The sequence below is a fragment of the Mycobacterium sp. NTMscope_MAC_269 genome, from assembly GCF_976985695.1.
Genome location: NZ_OZ335668.1, coordinates 5,190,667 through 5,207,333 on the forward strand (window position 1 = coordinate 5,190,667; position 16,667 = coordinate 5,207,333).

Sequence of the window (16,667 nt, forward strand, 5' to 3'; positions counted from 1 at the left end):
ACGGTTCATTTGCTGGCCCCGGGCGGTGATGAACCGATGCCGCGCCTGCCTCGTTTCTTCAGGCATGCTTGGCAGGTACCGGGTGGTCGACCATATTGTCGGGCGCCTCGCGGCCATCGGAGTCGATCACGTCTTCGGTGTCGATGGCGCCAACATCGAGGACCTGTACGACGCCGCGCACTTCAGCTCCGCGATCGAGGCGGTGCTGGCCAAGCACGAGTTCTCCGCGGCCACCATGGCCGACGGGTACAGCCGAAGCGGTGCCGGCCTGGGCGTGGTGGCCGCGACCTCGGGTGGGGGATCGCTGAATCTCGTCGCGGGTCTGGGCGAGTCGCTGGCGAGCCGGGTTCCCGTGCTGGCGTTGGTCGGCCAGCCCGCCACCACGATGGACGGCCGGGGCAGCTTCCAGGACACCAGTGGCGCAAATGGATCGTTGAATGCCGAGGCGCTGTTCTCGGCGGTATCGGTGTTCTGCGAACGGCCGCGCACGCCGGCCGACGTCGTCTCGCTGCTGCCCCGGGCCATCGCCGCGGCGCGCACCGGTGGCCCGGCGGTGTTGTTGCTGCCCAAGGACATTCAGCAGGCGGACGTCGGGGTAGGGCATCACGACACCGGCGCTCAGGGCGGCGCGGGAGGGCGGATCGGCGACCCGCATCCGATCGCGCGCGAATTGCGCCGTGCGCGAGGCCGAATCATCATCATCGCCGGCGAGCAGGTCGCCCGCGACGACGCCCGGGCCGAGCTCGAAGAGCTGCGCACGCTCCTGCACGCGCCGGTGGCCACCGTCCCGGATGCCAAGGATGTTGCCGGCGCACCAGGGCCCCGGGCGCCGGGCGCGCTGGGGGTGACCGGCGTCATGGGGCACCGCGACGTGGCCGAAGCGGTGGCCGGCAGCGCCGTATGCCTCGTTGTCGGGACCCGGCTGGGGGTCACCGCTCGCGCCGGCCTGGACGACGCGCTGGCGGCGGTGCGGACGATCTCGATCGGGTCGGCGCCGCCGTATCTGCCGTGCACCCACGTGCACACCGATGACCTGCGCGGCTCGCTGCGCATGCTGACCCATGCGGTTCGCCACCGCGGGCGGCCGGCCGGTCCGCGCATCCCCGGCGCGGACCGGCCCGCCGAGATGTCACCGCCGCCCTGCGCCGGCCCGGGCGTGCGGTACCGCGACGCCATGGCGGTGCTGGACGGCATCGTGCCCGACGGGGCCGACATCGTGGTCGATGCCGGCAACACCGGCGCGGCGGCGATCCACTATCTCCCGGTGCGTCGCGGCGGCAGGTTCGTCGTCGCGCTCGGCATGGGCGGCATGGGTTACAGCTTCGGTGCCGGGATCGGAATGTCGTTGGGGCGCGCCAACAGTGGCCGCCCCGGGGGCCGCACCGTGGTGATCGCGGGCGACGGCGCGTTTTTCATGCACGGCATGGAGGTGCACACGGCCGTGCAATACCGGCTACCGATGACGTTCGTGCTGTTCAACAACAACGCGCACGCCATGTGCGTGACCCGCGAGCAGCTGTTCTACGGCGACCTTTACAGCTACAACCGTTTTCGTCCCAGCCGGCTGGGCGCTGGCCTGGCGGCGATGTTCCCGAGCCTGACATCGGTGGACGTCAGCGACGTCCAGGGGTTCGCCGCGGCCATGGGCGCGGCGCTCGAGGTCGACGGTCCGGCGGTGGTCAGTGTCGAGTGCGCTGCCGACGAAATCCCGCCGTTTGCACCATTTCTCACCGCAGCACCAGCCAAAGGCGCTGCCGTGGATCAGATCTCGTTCGACAAGGAGAACCACGCCAATGTCGCTGCCAGCGCTTGAGGACATTCCCGACCTCATCGATGGGGTCACCCGCATCGAAACCAGTCCGAGGGAGAAGGCCACGCCGATCATCATGGACATGATGCGGTCGGTCTACCCGCACGATCAGGTTTTCGGACAGTACTGCACCGTAAACGAATACGTCGACTGTCCACCCGACGAGTTGTACGAGTACATGGCCGACACCCGCAGCCTCGAGGAGTGGACATACAGCCTGCGCGGGTTCACACCCACCGAAGAGGCCGGGTTGTGGCTGGCGTACGACCGGCTCGGGTCGGAAACGAAGATCTACACCCGCACCGTCGCCAATCCGCAGGGGCGAACCGTGGACTATCACTGCGCCTGGGACCAAGGCAAGCATCTGTGGATGATCTACCTGATGCGGGTCGTCGACGCCCAGACCGTTCTCGACAGGCCGGGATCGGTTGTGCTGTGGACCAATTGCCACCACCCCTTCTACGACCGTAATCCGTATCCGGAGACCGCGCCGGCGCAGCGGCCCGTATGGGTCGGCGATTTCTGGGACATGTTCGGGGCCGGCCATCTGCTGGAGATGCGCAACCTCAAAGCGATCGCCGAGTACCGCCACCGCAACGGTCTGCCGGTGACCCCTGGATGGATGAGATGAGCGCACCATGGGTAAGCCAAGCGTCAGCCTGATCGACGTCTCTTCCTATCTGCCGGGCGAGCCGATTCCCGCCGACTACTACGCGCGATTCGCCGAATCCGACGAGCTGCGCGACAACGTGATGTTCCGCGCCCCGAGGTTTCGCCATCACGTCGGCGCGAACGAGAGTTCCGTCGACATGATCGAACGTGCGGCCCGCGGGTTGATCGAGCGGCACGGCCACGACGCCATCGAGAGCGTCGACGTGCTGATCACGCACACTCAGGTGCCCGATATGGCCTTCTACGGCCAGGGCGGCAGCATTGCCCATCGGCTGGGCATGCGGCCGTCCTGGGTGCTCGACCTGAACAACGGAGGCTGCGCCGCATTTGTCTTGGCGCTCAACGTGGCCCGGAAATTGTTGACGGCCGGCGAAGGGCGCACCGCGCTCATCGCCATCGCGCAAAATGCGGCCGGACAATTCTTCGATCAGCCGACCATTCGCCGCAAGGCGCAGTCGGCGGTGCCCGGTGACGGGGCGGCGGTGGGGCTGGTCGCGGTGAGTGAGCAATCGCCGATACTCGATGTCGAGTGCCGCACCTACGGGCAATTCGCGGGCGAAATGACGCTTTCCTACGATCCGCCGCGCAAGTGGTGGCAAGCCGGTCCCGGCGAGGGCAGCATCGGTTTCACCGAGAGCAAGATCACCAAAGTGCTGGCCCGCGGCAACCGGCAGGTTCCCGAAGTGGCGCTGGCGGTATGCGATCGAATCGGGCTGGTCGCCAAGGACATCGGCGTGCTCGTTACCAACCAGCCGAACAGGGCGTTTCTGCGCAATTGGCGCGACGCGCTCGAGTTGCCCGAAGCCAGGCACGTCGACACTTTTGACGAGTGCGGCAACCTGTTCGGCGCTGGGATCCCGATCAACCTGGACCGCGCCATAGCCGACGGCCGGCTGGGCGCCGGGGACGTGGTCATGATGGCGGCATTCGCGCACGCCGGCGATTTCGCCGGCGCGGCCGCGGTGCGCTGGGGCGGGCGAGACTGATGCACCCCGGGGGCCTGGTGGCCGGGGAGGCCTGCGATGCGCTGCCCCACGCCGTCGATCCGTTTGCCTTGTCGCTCAACGAGAATCCGTTTCCGCCGCTGCCGGCGGTGCGTTCGGCGTTGATTCGTTCCGTGTGCGCGGCGAACCGGTATCCGGAGTTCCTACCGGAGCGGTTGCGCGACGTGATTGCCCGCCACATCGGCGTGCCCGCCGGCCGGGTGGTGCCGGGCGCCGGGGCGACCGGTGTCGTGTTGCAGACACTGCAGGCGCTGACGGTGCCCGGTGACACGATGGTGATGGCGTCGCCGACGTTCGACGGTTATCCGATCATCGCGCAAATGGCACGGCTGAACCCGTCGCTCGTCGCGCTGGACGAACACGGCCACCACGACCTCGCCGCGCTGGCCGACGCGGCCGCGGGCGCCCGCGTCGTGGTGCTGTGCCGGCCGCACAACCCGACCGGCACGCTCGAACCCACGGCCGCCGTGATTCGGTTTCTGCGCCGGGTCCCGCGCGACACCGTCGTGCTGCTCGACGAGGCCTATATCGAGTTCGCCGATCCCGAACACCGTTTCGACGTGGCGGCCTTGGTCGCGCGATTCCCCAACGTGGTGGTGGTGCGGACCTTCTCCAAGGCCTATGGCCTGGCGGGCCTGCGGATCGGTTACGCGGTGGCGTCGCACGAGCTGGCGCCGATGCTATGGCGCCAGCAGGCGCCGTTCGGCATCGCGATCACCGGTTTGCTTGCGGTCGCGGCGTCGTATGACGCGGAAAGCGAGCTGGCGCGACGGATCCGGTTGATCACCGCCGAACGCCGCTATCTCCGGATGCGGCTCAGCGCGGTGGGCATCTATACGACCGACGCGCATGCGAATTTCATGTATCTGCCGTCCCCGACGGGTGGGCGGGATAGGCAGTGTCGGCCGTGGCGTGAGGTTTTCGGCGACAATGGGCCGCGGGTGCGGTATTACGCGGACGGTGGCGCGCGGATTACCGTGGGCGGCCGGGCATCGACGACGGCGGTGCTGGCGGCGCTGGGAAAGGCCACGCTGGGGCGCCAAGTGCGGTAAGAAGGGGCGTGGCCGACTCACGACCGGACAAGCGTGATCCGATCGCCGCGGCGCGCGCCAACTGGGAGCGCGCCGGGTGGGGCGACGTGGCTCCGGGCATGGTCGCGGTGACGTCGGTGATGCGTGCGCACCAGATCCTGCTGGCCCGGGTGGAGACGGCGCTGCGCCCCTACGACCTGAGCTTCTCCCGGTACGAATTGCTGCGGCTGCTGGCGTTCAGCCGGGCCGGGGCGCTACCCATCACCAAGGCCTCCGACCGGCTGCAGGTCCATGTCACCAGCGTGACCCACGCGATCCGCCGGCTGGAGGCCGACGGGCTGGTGCAGCGGGTTCCGCACCCCACCGACGGGCGCACCACGCTGGTGCAGATCACCGACCTGGGCCGCTCGACGGTCGAGGACGCCACCGTCACGCTCAACAAGCAGGTGTTCGCCGATCTCGGGATGACCGACACCGAATCGCAGGACCTGGCGTCGTCCATCGAGACGTTGCGCCGCAACGCGGGGGACTTCTAACCCTGTGGCGCCCCCAGCGTCGAACTGTTGGCGCGAATCGGCTTATTTCCCACCACAAGTCGACGCTGCGCGCAAGGTCAGCGCAGCGTCTCGATGATTGCGCTGAAGTCCTTGTCGCCGTGGGAGGCGGCGAACTCAGCGTAGATCTCGGCGGCGTGGCGGCCCAGGGGGGCGGCCGAACCGCTGGAGGACACCGCGTCCATCGCCAGACCCAGGTCCTTGTTCATCAGCGCGGTCGCGAAGCCCGGCGTGAAGTCGTTGTTGGCCGGCGAGGTCGGAACGGGGCCCGGCACAGGGCAATTGGTGTGCACGGCCCAGCAGTTGCCGGTCGCCCCGGTGATGACGTCGAACAGGGACTGCGCCGACAACCCGAGCTTCTCGGCCAGGACGAACGCCTCGCCGATCGCGATCTGCTGCACGGCCAGCACCATGTTGTTGCACACCTTGGCGGCCTGCCCGGCCCCGGCCGCCCCGCAGTGAATGATCTTGCCCGCCATGGGTTCGAGCACCGGGCGCGCCCGCTGCAGGGCGTCCTCGTCACCGCCCACCATGAACGCCAGTGTCCCAGCGACGGCCCCCTTCACCCCTCCCGAGACGGGCGCGTCCAGCTGGGCGACGCCGCGCGATTCCGCCTGCGCGTGCACCTCGCGGGCGTCGTCGACCGAGATCGTGGAGCTGTCGATGAACAGCGCACCAGATCGTGCCGCGGGCAGAATCTCCGCGTAGCAACGTTTGACCAACTCGCCGTTGGGCAGCATGGTGATGACCACGTCGGCCCCGGCCACCGCGTCAACGGCGCTGTCGAATCCGGTGACGCCGGCCGCGGTCGCCGCGGACAGTGCGGCAGGCACCGGATCGAATCCGCGCACCGCGTGGTTGGCCCCAACGAGGTTCGCCGCCATGGGCCCGCCCATGTGGCCCAACCCCAGGAAAGCCACGGTCAAGTGCTCGGTCATCTGAAGACCCTTCTATGCGGTTGCCGGAGAAGCTCTGAACCGTGCGGCTTCTGCCCGACCGATGACCACTCGCATGATTTCGTTGGTGCCTTCCAGAATTCGGTGCACCCGCAGGTCGCGCACGATCTTTTCCAGACCATACTCGCGCAGGTAGCCGTAGCCGCCATGCAACTGCAAAGCCTTGTCGGCGACCTCGAAGCAGGTGTCGGTGACGTAGCGCTTGGCCATCGCGCACAACTCCACCTTGTCGGGATCGTCGGTGTCCAACGCTGTGGCCGCCCGCCACAACATCATTCGCGACGTCTCGAGGCCGGTCGCCATGTCGGCCAGGGTGAACCGGATGGTCGGTTCGTCGAGCAGCGACTTGCCGAACGCCTGCCGATCGCGAACGTAGGCTCCGGCCTTGTCGGCGGCGGCCTGCGCGCCGCCGAGCGAGCACGCGGCGATGTTGAGCCGCCCACCGTTGAGGCCGTTCATCGCGATGCCGAACCCGGCGCCCTCGCCGTCCGCGCCACCCAGCATCGCGTCGGCGGGCACCCGTACCCCCTGAAGGATCACCTGGGCGGTGGGCTGGGCGTGCCAGCCCATTTTCTCCTCCAGCGCGCCGAAACTCAGCCCGGGACTGTCCTTTTCGATGACGAACGCCGAGATGCCGCGCGGTCCCTCGCCGCCCGTCCTGGCCATCACCACATAGACGTCCGAGGCGCCCGCGCCGGAGATGAATTGCTTGACCCCGTCGAGCACGTAATCTGCATTTTTTTCGGGGCCCTGTTTGACGGCCCGGGTGCTCAACGCGCTGGCGTCGGAGCCGGCGCCGGGCTCGGTGAGACAGTAGCTGGCGATGACGTCCATCGACGCCAGGCGCGGGACCCAGTCCTTGCGCTGCTCGGCGGTGCCGAACGTGTCGATCATCCACGCGCACATGTTGTGGATCGACAGGAACGCCGCGGTCGTGGGATCGGCGATGGCCAGCTGCTCGAAGATGCGGACCCCGTCCAGCCGGCGCAGCCCGCTGCCGCCGACGTCCTCGCGGCAGTAGATCGCCGCCATGCCGAGCTCGGCCGATTCCCGCAGCACGTCGGTCGGAAAGTGTTTGGCAGCATCCCATTCCAGGGCGTGTGGGGCTATGCGCTTGGCGGCGAACGCGGCGGCCGTCTCGGTGATCACCCGTTCGTCGTCGTCAAGGGTAAACATGTGCGGCCTAATCCATTGTGGGAATGACGAATTCGGCACCGTCCTTGATGCCCGACGGCCACCGCTGGGTCACGGTCTTGGTCTTGGTGTAGAAGAGGATCGACGACGGCCCGTGCTGGTTGAGGTCGCCGAAGCCGGAACGCTTCCAGCCGCCGAAGGTGTGGTAGGCCACCGGCACCGGGATCGGCACGTTGACACCGACCATGCCGACCTGCACGCGGGAGACGAAGTCGCGGGCGGTGTCGCCGTCGCGGGTGAACACCGCCACGCCGTTGCCATACTCGTGCTCCGACGGCAGCCGCAAGGCCTCCTCGTAGTCGTGGGCCCGCACGATGCACAGCACCGGCCCGAAGATTTCGTCGGTGTAGATGGACATGTTCGGGGTGACGTGGTCGAACAGGGTCGGCCCGATGAAGAAGCCGCCTTCGAGGTTGGCGTCACCGAAAGTCAGGTCGTCGCTGGCGCGATCGCGGCCGTCGACGACCAGTTCGGCGCCCGCGTCGACACCCTGGCCGATGTAGTCGCGCACCCGTGCCACGGCGGCCTCGGTCACCAGCGGGCCGTAGTCGGCCTTGGGGTCCAGGCTGTGGCCCACTCGCAGATTGTTGATCCGCTCGATCAGCCGGGCCCGCAGCCGGTCCGCGGTCTGCTCACCGACCGGGACCGCGACGCTGATCGCCATGCAGCGTTCGCCCGCGCTGCCGTATCCGGCGCCGATCAGCGCGTCGACCGCCTGGTCCAAATCGGCATCGGGCATCACGATCATGTGGTTCTTGGCGCCCCCGAAACACTGCGAACGCTTGCCGGTGGCGGCCGCGCCGGCGTAGATGTACTGGGCGATGTCGGAGCTGCCGACGAACCCGACCGCCGCGATGTCGGGGTGGTTCAGGATGGCGTCGACGGCCTCCTTGTCGCCGTGCACGACCTGGAACACGCCCGGCGGCAGACCTGCCTCGACGAACAGTTCGGCCAGGCGCACCGGGACCGACGGGTCGCGCTCGCTGGGCTTGAGCACGAACGCGTTGCCGCAAGCCAGCGCGGGGCCGGCCTTCCACAGCGGGATCATCGCCGGGAAGTTGAACGGGGTGATGCCGGCGACCACGCCGAGTGGCTGGCGCAGCGAATACACGTCGATGCCCGGTCCGGCGCCCTCGCTGTACTCGCCCTTGAGCAGGTGCGGGATGCCGATGGAGAACTCGATGACCTCGATGCCGCGCTGGATGTCGCCCTTGGCGTCGGCCAGGGTCTTGCCGTGCTCGCGCGACAGCAGCTCGGCGAGCTCGTCGTTGTGTTTGTTGACCAGCTCGATGAACCGCATCATCACCCGGGCGCGGCGCTGGGGATTCGTTGCAGCCCAACCCTTTTGGGCCTCGGCGGCCGACGCGACCGCGGCGTCGATGTCGGCCTGGCCGGCCATCGGCACCTGCGCCTGGACGCCCCCGGTGCTGGGGTCGAAGACGTCGGCGGTGCGGCCGGACCGGCCGGCGGTGCGCTGACCGTCGATGAAGTGGGGAATTTGTGTGGTCATTGGGCCCTCGAATGTGATTGACGCGCTCAAGCGGATACTTGCATATCCTAGTAACCCGGTTCGGGGCTTGGCAAGGTGGGTGGCGGGCTAGCCTGGCAGCGGTATGCACACCATCGAGGCCGACTACCTGGTGGTCGGCGCGGGCGCCATGGCGATGGCGTTCATCGACGCGCTGGTCTCTGAGGCCTCAGCGGCACCGGCGTCGCCGCCGCGCGTCGTGGTGGTGGACCGCAACCACGCGCCCGGCGGGCACTGGACCATGGCCTACCCGTTCGTGCGGCTGCACCAGCCCTCGGCGTTCTACGGCGTCAACTCGATGCCGCTGGGCGGTGACGCCATCGACCAAGTCGGTTGGAACCAGGGCCTTTACGAACTGGCCACCGCCGGTGAGATCTGTGCGTACTACGACCACATCATGCGTCGGCGTCTGCTGCCGACCGGGCGGGTCAGCTACTTCCCGATGAGCGAATACCTCGGCCAAAACCGCGGTGAAGGGCGGTTCCGCACGCTGGCCGGCGCCGACTACACCGTCCGGGTGGCGCGCCGCGTCGTCGACGCCACCTACATGCGGGTCACGGTCCCCGCGATGCGCCCGCCACCGTATCGGGTCGACGCCGGCATCGACTGCGTCCCGCCCGGCGACCTGCCGCGGCGCGGCGCCTACGAGCGCTACGTCATCGTCGGGGCCGGCAAGACCGGCATCGACACCTGCCTGTGGCTACTGGGCCAGGGCGTCGAGCCGGACCGGCTCACCTGGATCATGCCCCGCGATTCCTGGCTGTTGGACCGCGAGACCATGCAGCCCGGCGCGTTGTTCGCCGAGAAGATCAAGGCCAGTTTCACCGCGCAACTGCGGGCGATCAACGACGCGGCGTCGGTGCCCGATCTGTTCGCCCGCCTCGAGCAGGCCGGCCTGCTGTTGCGGATCGACCCCGCGGTCCGGCCCGCGATGTACCGCTGCGCGACCGTCACCCGTCTCGAACTCGAGCAGCTGCGACGAATCGCCGACGTGGTGCGCATGGGTCACCTGCAGGCCATCGAGGCCGACAAGATGGTCCTCGACCGGGGCACGGTGGCGGTCAGCGGCCGCGAGCTCTACCTCGACTGCACCGCTGATGGCGCCGAAAAGCGGCCCGCCACACCGGTTTTCGATTCGGCTCGCATCACCCTGCAAAGCGTGCGCGGCTGCCAGCAGATCTTCAGCGCGGCGCTGATCGCTCACGTGGAGGCCACGTACCCCGACGACTCACGCAAAAACGCGCTCTGCGCGCCCCTGCCGCATCCGGACACCGACGTCGACTGGCTGCGGCTTGCGTTGGCCGATTACAGCAGCCAGTTGTGCTGGTTCGACGACCCGGACCTGATGTCGTGGCTATCGACGGCACGCCTGGACCTCTTCGGTCACCTGATCGGCCACCTGCTGCCGTCCGCGGCGGCGAAGCCCCGCGTGCGCGACCGGATACTGGCCATCGCCAAGTCCGTCTTTTCCGCCACCACCAGCAAGCTCGAGGGGCTGATGGCCGACGAAGCCGCACTCGCCGCGCCCTGAGGGGTTCCTACGTCCATGGCCAAGCCAGAATGGTTCAGCGTCGGGGCCGAAGTGCTCACCGTGGCGCTGTGGTGGCAGGGTGCCCACCGTCGGCGTCGGCGCAATCCGTCCGCTTCCGTTTGAGCCGCCGCTTGAGAGCCATCGCGGGCTTTTCGACGAGGAACCAGCTCGCCGCGGCCAAGGGCAGCGTCGCCGCCGCGGCGACGAGGAAGAGCACAACCGGTTGCAGGCGCGCAAGCCCGCACACGGCCAACAGTTGCTGGGTGGGAAACGCGTAGATGTAGACCCCGTAGGACAGATCCGTGCGTAGCCGCAAGCGGCTGCTCTTCAGCAAGGCGCCGGACACGATGATCGCGTAGGCCAGCGGGAGGGCGGCGACCGTGCGGTAATCGGGCAGCAGGCTGGCCGCCAGCACAATGACGACACTTACCCCGACGAGCGACCACCGGGCCGGGATCAACTCTCGCCACTGATAGAGGACGGCTCCCGCGGCGAACATGATCGCCGAGCGCACGGCGATCTGCGGGATGGTCCACACCCCCGGAAACGTCATCGGAGGCAATGCCGTTGCCAGGCCCGTAGCCAGGACCAGCATCGCCGGAGAGACCCAGCGGTGATGCGCCAGGCCCGCCACACCGATACCGGCGACCGCGAGGTAGCAGATCACTTCCCAGACAAGAGACCACAGCGAGCCATTCCAGAGCCCGGAATGTGGTATGCCGCTTGGTGTTCCGCCGATATCGAGATGGACGTAAGCCACCGCGCTGTTTTTCAGGATGTACTCCAGCGGCGCGCCCGACGACAAGAGCTTGCCGACCGAACCGCCCTGGATCGCCACGCTCAGCGGCGCGAAGACCAACGCGGTCACGATGAGGCAGACGTAGTAGCCGGGCAGGATCCGCAGGGCGCGTGCGGCGAGATAGTCGCGCAGTCGGGGGTCGGTGAGCCAACTCCTGGTGATGAGGAATCCCGAGATCGCGAAGAACCCGTCGACCCCTATCGAGAACAGAAGTTGCAACGTCGCCGCCGGCGGCAACCGCCCGGTGATGGGCCAGCAGTGCCACAGCATCACTTCGGCCGCCAGCACCAGCCGCCACGCGTTCAGGGCGTTTTTCCGCCCGTCGAATACCTGTCCGAGGGTCATCGGCCACCGCCCGTCGTGCACCGCCACCCAGGGGGCATATTACCGCCGTCGGCTAGGGGTCCGACAGGGTTCGAGCGTTGTCGGCGGCGACCGATGCGCAGCTAGGCGGTGTCCGAGGCCTTCGGAGCGGGCCGGTCGGCCATGGCCTCGGCTGTGTCATCGGGGCGGGGTTCGTCGCCGCTGGAGGCGACGGGCGCGGCCCACTTGCGTCGGAGCCGGCGTTTCAACGACATCGAGGGCTTTTCGATGACGAACCAGCTCGCGGCAGCCAGCGGCAGGGTGGCCGTCACCGCGGCAAGGAAGAACAGCACCGGGTGCAGCCGCGTCGCGAGACCACAGACGGCCAGCAACTGCTGGACGGGGAACGCGTAGATGTACACGCCGTAGGACAAATCGGTGCGCAGCCGCAACCGTTCGCTCTTGAGCAAGGAGCCCGAGACGACGACGGCGTAGGCCAGCGGAAGCGCGGCGACCACCCGGTAGTCGGGCAGGAACCCCGCGGCCACCACGATGACGACGCAGACCGCGACCAGCGACCATCGCGCGGGAATGACGTCTCGCCACTGATACATGATGGCGCCGGCCGAAAACATGATGGCCGAGCGCACCGCGAGCTGCGGAATGGTCCATACCCCCGGGAATGTCAGGGGCGGCAGGACCAACGCGCCCAGCGTTGCTATTACCAAAACCGCGGGGGATACCCAGCGCCGATTCGCCAGCCCCGCCACGCCGATGGCGGCGACGAAGAAGTAGCACAGCAATTCCCAGACCAACGACCACATCGAACCGTTCCAGCCGGGTCCCATCGGCACGTCGTGCAGTGTTCCCTCGATAGTGGGCTGCAGGTAGGCGACCGCGCTGTTCTTCAGGACGTACGCGAGCGGTCCGGTGGACGCCAGCAACTTTGCGGCCGAGCCGCCCTGGATCACCACACTGAGCGGGGCGAAGACGAATGCGGTCACGATCAGGCAGACGTAGAACCCGGGCAGGATGCGCAGGGCGCGGGCGGCGAGGTAGTCACGCAGTCGGGGGTCGGTGAGCCAGCTGCGGGTGATCAGGAAGCCGGAGATCGCGAAAAAGCCGTCCACGCCCACCGAGAAGAAAAGCTGCAGAGTCGACTTCGGCGGCATGTGTCCCGTGGCGGGCCAGGAATGAAACAGCATGACCTCGGCCGCCAGCGCCAACCGAAGGACGTTGAGCGCGTTCCGTCGCGGATCGAATACCTGCCCTATCTTCATCTGCCTCCGCACTCCGTTGCCCCACGCGCCGTCGGCGCCATCGTATCGGCCGGAAGCCGGTGGCCGGTGACAACCGGGAAACCCGGTGGCGCCGTCATGTGAGTCCTTGGGCTGTGGCGACGTCCGCGGCTATGCGGCGCCCGGGACCTCCGGCGGCAGCACCATCGCCGCTTCGCGAGAACGGGCAGATTTTCGTTTGAGCCGCGCCTTGAGGGACCTTGCCGGCTTTTCGACGAGGAACCAACTCGCCGCGGCCAGCGGCAGGGTCGCGAGCGCCACGGCGAGACAGAACACGAACGGATTGAGGCTGAGCAGGCCGAGGACGGCCAAAAGCTGCTGCGTGGGGTACGCGTAGATGTACATGCCGTAGGACACGTCGGTGCGCAATCGCAAGCGCTTGTTGTGCAGCAGGGAGCCGGAAACGACGACGGCATAGGCCAGGGGGACGGCGGCGACCACCCGGTAATCCGGCAGCTGACCGGCCAGCAGCACGATGACCACGCTCACCGCGACCAACGACCACCGCGCGGGAATGACGTCGCGCCACTGATACAGAAACGCCCCCGCCGCGAACATGATCGCGGCGCGGCAGGCCAGGAAGATGATGACGACGCCCACGTTGCCGGTCGGACGATTGAACACCTCGGGGAAGGTGACGGGCGGCATCATCGAAGCCCCGATCGCCGCCACCACCAAGATCGCCGGGGAAACCCACCGGCGGTTGGCGAGTCCGGCGACGCCGATGATGGCGACGACCAAATAACACATCACTTCCCAGAACAGCGACCACAGCGAGGCGTTCCAGATGCCCGCGTTGGGAATGTCGTGCGGGGTGCCGCCGACGTCGGGCTTGAGCCACAAAACCGCGATGTTTTTCAGGACATACTCGAACGGCGCGAACGAGAACAGCAGCCGGGCCGCCGAACCGCCCTGGATCGCCAAACTGAGCGGGGCGAACACGAACGCCGTCACGATCATGCAGACGTAGAAGCCGGGCAGGATGCGAAGCGCGCGAGCGGCGAGATAGGCACGCAGCCGCGGGTTACTGAGCCAACTCGCGGTGATGAGGAACCCCGAGATCGCGAAGAACCCGTCCACGCCGACGCAGAGCAGCAGCTGCAGCACGGCCCGCAGCGAAGGCAGATGACCCCGGATCGGGTAGGTGTGCCAAAAGATGACCTCGCCCGCGAGCGCTAACCGCCATGCGTTGAGCGCATTGCTTCGCGGATCGAACACCTGCCCGAGTTTCATCGGCGGTTCCCGCCATCTGAACAGGGCGTCGTCGGCATCATCGGCGCAATCCTAGCGCCACCGAACGCTGAATTGGGCCGGTTTACCGTACTGGTTCAATTCGGCGGGCGCAACGGATTCGTTAATATATATGCGTCTAATAAGCAGCTAGGGCGGTGAAAACGATTTTGCGCTCGGTGAGCGTCAACAACGTTGCGGGATAACGCACCTCGCCGGAATGGGCGATCGTATTCACCGCGTCAATTCGTGGGTCTTGCCCGCAAACCGTCGATGAACGCGTTCGTCTCCTCCCACGTGGGAAGCAGGCCGGAGGCGCGCACTTCGTCGAAGCTGGGGGCCGCGGCATCACGGTCGGACAGAGTGGGCGGTGCGCCGTCGACCAGCGGCCAATCGATTCCCAGCGCCGGATCCGTTGCGCAGATGGTGTGTTCGCGTTGCGGGTTGTATTCCGCCGAGCACAAGTACATCACCGTCGAATTGTCTTGCAATGCCAGAAATCCGTGTCCGAGGCCTTCGGAAAGGTAAATCGTCCTGTGCTCGGTGTCATCGAGCAGCACCGAATCCCACTGCCCGAACGTCGGTGAGCCCACCCGGATATCGACGACGACGTCGAACACCGCGCCACGCACGCACGTCACATACTTGGCCTGGCTCGGCGGCACCTGGGCGAAGTGCAGTCCGCGCAGTACGCCCGCCGAGGACACCGAGCAATTGGCTTGCCGAACGTCCAACCGGTGACCGGCGAAGGAGCTGAATCCCTTGTCGGTCAGCCATTCGAAGAAATGGCCGCGCGGATCGCCATGAACCCTGGGCGTGATCTCCCAGGCGCCGGGGATCTTCAGTTCGCGAATTTCCACGTCACTGCCCGCGTTCTTCGTAGCGTGCTTCCGAGGCGTCTTTCAACGGGCGCCACCACGATTCGTTCGCGCGATACCAGTCGATGGTCTCACGCAGCCCCTCCTCGAAGTCGGTATGCTTTGGCGCCCAACACAATTCGTCGTACACCGTCGACGGGTCGATGGCGTAGCGCAGGTCATGGCCGGCGCGATCGGTGACGTGGTCGAAGTCATCGGGTTCGCGGCCCATCATCGCCAGCAACGTTCGCAGCACGGTCAAATTGTCGCGCTCACCCTCGGAGCTGATCAGATACGTGCGACCGATCTCGCCGGATTCCAGGATGCGCCGCACCGCGCTGTTGTGGTCGTCGACGTGGATCCAGTCGCGGACGTTGGCGCCGGCACCGTACAGCTTGGGTCGCCGCCCGGTGAGCACGTTGGTGATTTGGCGCGGGATGAACTTCTCGACGTGCTGATACGGCCCGTAGTTGTTGGAGCAGTTCGAGATCGTCGCGCGTACCCCGTACGACCGCACCCAGGCCCGCACCAGCATGTCGGCGGCGGCCTTGGTCGCCGAATAGGGGCTGGACGGGTTGTACGGCGTCGCCTCGGTGAACCGCTGTGGGTCGTCGAGCTCCAGGTCGCCGTAGACCTCATCGGTCGAGATATGGTGCAGCCGCACGCCGTAACGCCGCACCGCTTCCAGAATGGTGAACGTGCCGACCACGTTGGTGTGCAGGAACGGCTCGGGGCCCTCCAGCGCGTTGTCGACGTGGCTCTCCGCGGCGAAATGCACCACGGCGTCGGATTCGGCGACCAGCCGCGACACCAGCTCGGCGTCGGTGATGTCGCCGACCACCAGCTCGATGGCGTCCTCGACGCCGGCCAGCGACTCGCGCCGGCCCGCATAGGTCAGGGCATCGAGCACCGTCACGGAGTCCTCGGGGTGCTCGCGAACGGTGCTGTGCACGAAATTGGCGCCGATGAAACCAGCGCCGCCGGTGACCAGTAGCCGCATGCCCCAAACCCTAACCGAGCCGGTCGGTCAGTTTGTGGCAGTTAGCCCCAGAGCGCCGGCCAATTCGGTTAGCGCAGGTAGCAGCGTTTCTTCGGAGTAGCCGCCCAGCACCTGGACGGCCACGTGGTCGGCTCCGGCGTCCAGGTGCTCGCGCAGCCGGCCCGCGATCGCCGCCGGGGTGCCGTGGGCGACCACCGCGTCGATCAGCCTGTCGCTGCCGGGCTTGCGCACGTCGGCTTCGGTGAACCCCAGCCGCAGCCAATTGTTCACGTAGTTGCTCAGACCCAGGTAATGCCCGACGGTCTGGCGGCCGATCTCGCGGGCCTGTTCGGGGTCCGTGCTCAGCACCACCTTGTGTTCGGGCGCCAAATACACTGCCCCGCCGAGCAACTCGCGCGCCTTGGCCGTGTGTTCCGGGGTGGTCAGGTAGGGGTGCGCGCCGGCGCTGCGTTGCGCGGCGAGCCGCAGCACCCGCGGCCCGAGCGCCGCGACCACCCGCCGGCTGGTGGGCACCAGGGCCGCGTCGAGCTGGTCGAGGTAGGAGACCAGCGCGTCGTACGGCGTGACGTACTCTTCGGTGTGCTCGGGGTGGCCGACCCCGACGCCCAGCAAAAACCTTCCCGGGTGGTGAGTTTCGATGCGGTGGAAGGATTCGGCCACGGCCGGGGCGGGCGCCGACCAGATGTTGACGATCCCGGTGGCCAGCTGCAGCGACGTCGTCCCCGCCAAGGCCGGATCGACCCAGGACAAATCGGCATCCGGGGAGCCGCCGATCCACGCGGCGCCGTAGCCCAGCGTTTCGATGCCCGCGGCCAACTCCGGGGTGAGGGATCGGGTCGGCAGCCACACGCCGAACTGGCCCAGGTCGGGCTTGAGCGAAACTCCCTCGGTCATCCAGTT

General features: G+C 67.5%; 15 protein-coding genes. 6 read left to right on the plus strand and 9 right to left on the minus strand.

The features are described 5' to 3' along the window. The first annotated feature begins 28 nt into the window (after nucleotides 1–28). Genes ACZ50Z_RS24715 through ACZ50Z_RS24735 form a run of 5 tightly spaced genes read left to right on the plus strand, consistent with a single transcriptional unit; the run spans nucleotide 29 to nucleotide 5,053 of the window. Nucleotides 29–1,813 (plus strand): thiamine pyrophosphate-binding protein, encoded by a 1,785-nt coding sequence (locus tag ACZ50Z_RS24715; RefSeq protein ID WP_464486394.1) that lies wholly within the window; start codon nucleotides 29–31, stop codon nucleotides 1,811–1,813. Then, nucleotides 1,794–2,441, plus strand: a complete 648-nt coding sequence (locus ACZ50Z_RS24720; RefSeq protein ID WP_464485887.1) for an SRPBCC family protein — start codon at nucleotides 1,794–1,796, stop codon at nucleotides 2,439–2,441. The genes ACZ50Z_RS24715 and ACZ50Z_RS24720 overlap by 20 nt, the downstream gene beginning before the upstream one ends. 7 nt (nucleotides 2,442–2,448) lie before the next feature. After that, nucleotides 2,449–3,468: a 3-oxoacyl-ACP synthase III family protein gene (locus tag ACZ50Z_RS24725; protein ID WP_464485888.1), complete on the plus strand. Its 1,020-nt coding sequence runs from the start codon at nucleotides 2,449–2,451 to the stop codon at nucleotides 3,466–3,468. After that, the gene (locus tag ACZ50Z_RS24730; RefSeq protein ID WP_464485889.1) at nucleotides 3,468–4,538 is read left to right on the plus strand and encodes a pyridoxal phosphate-dependent aminotransferase; all 1,071 of its coding nucleotides are present in this window, start codon (nucleotides 3,468–3,470) and stop codon (nucleotides 4,536–4,538) included. The genes ACZ50Z_RS24725 and ACZ50Z_RS24730 overlap by 1 nt, the downstream gene beginning before the upstream one ends. An 8-nt stretch (nucleotides 4,539–4,546) precedes the next feature. Next, nucleotides 4,547–5,053, plus strand: a complete 507-nt coding sequence (locus ACZ50Z_RS24735; RefSeq protein WP_464485890.1) for a MarR family transcriptional regulator — start codon at nucleotides 4,547–4,549, stop codon at nucleotides 5,051–5,053. A gap of 77 nt (nucleotides 5,054–5,130) precedes the next feature. Here the strand turns inward: ACZ50Z_RS24735 and mmsB are convergent, their stop codons facing one another. From mmsB to ACZ50Z_RS24750, 3 genes are read right to left on the minus strand one after another with little or no spacing between them, the layout of a single operon-like run. Next, nucleotides 5,131–6,009, minus strand: a complete 879-nt coding sequence (mmsB, locus tag ACZ50Z_RS24740) for a 3-hydroxyisobutyrate dehydrogenase (protein WP_464485891.1) — start codon at nucleotides 6,007–6,009, stop codon at nucleotides 5,131–5,133. A 12-nt stretch (nucleotides 6,010–6,021) separates the two neighbouring features. Continuing rightward, nucleotides 6,022–7,203, minus strand: a complete 1,182-nt coding sequence (locus ACZ50Z_RS24745; protein WP_464485892.1) for an acyl-CoA dehydrogenase family protein — start codon at nucleotides 7,201–7,203, stop codon at nucleotides 6,022–6,024. Between the two features lie 7 nt (nucleotides 7,204–7,210). Further along, complete coding sequence (locus ACZ50Z_RS24750) at nucleotides 7,211–8,731, minus strand: CoA-acylating methylmalonate-semialdehyde dehydrogenase (RefSeq protein WP_464485893.1); 1,521 nt, start codon at nucleotides 8,729–8,731, stop codon at nucleotides 7,211–7,213. A 103-nt stretch (nucleotides 8,732–8,834) separates the two neighbouring features. Here ACZ50Z_RS24750 and ACZ50Z_RS24755 point away from each other — a divergent pair, with 103 nt between their 5' ends. After that, nucleotides 8,835–10,280, plus strand: a complete 1,446-nt coding sequence (locus tag ACZ50Z_RS24755) for an NAD(P)/FAD-dependent oxidoreductase (RefSeq protein ID WP_464485894.1) — start codon at nucleotides 8,835–8,837, stop codon at nucleotides 10,278–10,280. A 55-nt stretch (nucleotides 10,281–10,335) separates the two neighbouring features. On the opposite strand, the gene ACZ50Z_RS24760 is transcribed toward ACZ50Z_RS24755, so the two are convergent. The 6 genes from ACZ50Z_RS24760 to ACZ50Z_RS24785 form a co-directional block, all read right to left on the minus strand. Then, nucleotides 10,336–11,424, minus strand: coding sequence for an acyltransferase family protein (locus ACZ50Z_RS24760; protein WP_464486395.1), 1,089 nt, complete (start codon nucleotides 11,422–11,424; stop codon nucleotides 10,336–10,338). A gap of 101 nt (nucleotides 11,425–11,525) precedes the next feature. Next, the gene (locus ACZ50Z_RS24765) at nucleotides 11,526–12,662 is read right to left on the minus strand and encodes an acyltransferase family protein (protein ID WP_464485895.1); all 1,137 of its coding nucleotides are present in this window, start codon (nucleotides 12,660–12,662) and stop codon (nucleotides 11,526–11,528) included. A gap of 129 nt (nucleotides 12,663–12,791) precedes the next feature. Then, on the minus strand, nucleotides 12,792–13,913 hold the full coding sequence (locus ACZ50Z_RS24770; protein WP_464485896.1) for an acyltransferase family protein: 1,122 nt from the start codon (nucleotides 13,911–13,913) through the stop codon (nucleotides 12,792–12,794). Between the two features lie 239 nt (nucleotides 13,914–14,152). Beyond that, nucleotides 14,153–14,770, minus strand: a complete 618-nt coding sequence (gene rfbC / locus ACZ50Z_RS24775) for a dTDP-4-dehydrorhamnose 3,5-epimerase (RefSeq protein WP_464485897.1) — start codon at nucleotides 14,768–14,770, stop codon at nucleotides 14,153–14,155. 1 nt (nucleotide 14,771) lies between these two features. Next, a complete protein-coding gene (gene rfbB, locus ACZ50Z_RS24780; protein WP_464485898.1) occupies nucleotides 14,772–15,767 on the minus strand; it encodes a dTDP-glucose 4,6-dehydratase in 996 nt (331 codons plus the stop codon). Nucleotides 15,768–15,794: 27 nt separating this feature from the next. Further along, nucleotides 15,795–16,661 (minus strand): LLM class F420-dependent oxidoreductase, encoded by an 867-nt coding sequence (locus ACZ50Z_RS24785; protein ID WP_464485899.1) that lies wholly within the window; start codon nucleotides 16,659–16,661, stop codon nucleotides 15,795–15,797. Between the last annotated feature and the right edge of the window lie 6 nt (nucleotides 16,662–16,667).

Excerpts from the sequence above, each read along its gene's own strand:
- ACZ50Z_RS24715 (WP_464486394.1), top strand. The coding sequence starts at position 29 with ATGAACCGATGCCGCGCCTGCCTCGTTTCTTCAGGCATGCTTGGCAGG.
- ACZ50Z_RS24720 (WP_464485887.1), top strand. The coding sequence starts at position 1,794 with ATGTCGCTGCCAGCGCTTGAGGACATTCCCGACCTCATCGATGGGGTC.
- ACZ50Z_RS24725 (WP_464485888.1), top strand. The coding sequence starts at position 2,449 with ATGGGTAAGCCAAGCGTCAGCCTGATCGACGTCTCTTCCTATCTGCCG.
- ACZ50Z_RS24730 (WP_464485889.1), top strand. The coding sequence starts at position 3,468 with ATGCACCCCGGGGGCCTGGTGGCCGGGGAGGCCTGCGATGCGCTGCCC.
- mmsB (WP_464485891.1), bottom strand. The coding sequence starts at position 6,009 with ATGACCGAGCACTTGACCGTGGCTTTCCTGGGGTTGGGCCACATGGGC.
- ACZ50Z_RS24745 (WP_464485892.1), bottom strand. The coding sequence starts at position 7,203 with ATGTTTACCCTTGACGACGACGAACGGGTGATCACCGAGACGGCCGCC.
- ACZ50Z_RS24750 (WP_464485893.1), bottom strand. The coding sequence starts at position 8,731 with ATGACCACACAAATTCCCCACTTCATCGACGGTCAGCGCACCGCCGGC.
- ACZ50Z_RS24755 (WP_464485894.1), top strand. The coding sequence starts at position 8,835 with ATGCACACCATCGAGGCCGACTACCTGGTGGTCGGCGCGGGCGCCATG.
- ACZ50Z_RS24760 (WP_464486395.1), bottom strand. The coding sequence starts at position 11,424 with ATGACCCTCGGACAGGTATTCGACGGGCGGAAAAACGCCCTGAACGCG.
- ACZ50Z_RS24765 (WP_464485895.1), bottom strand. The coding sequence starts at position 12,662 with ATGAAGATAGGGCAGGTATTCGATCCGCGACGGAACGCGCTCAACGTC.
- ACZ50Z_RS24770 (WP_464485896.1), bottom strand. The coding sequence starts at position 13,913 with ATGAAACTCGGGCAGGTGTTCGATCCGCGAAGCAATGCGCTCAACGCA.
- rfbB (WP_464485898.1), bottom strand. The coding sequence starts at position 15,767 with ATGCGGCTACTGGTCACCGGCGGCGCTGGTTTCATCGGCGCCAATTTC.
- ACZ50Z_RS24785 (WP_464485899.1), bottom strand. The coding sequence starts at position 16,661 with ATGACCGAGGGAGTTTCGCTCAAGCCCGACCTGGGCCAGTTCGGCGTG.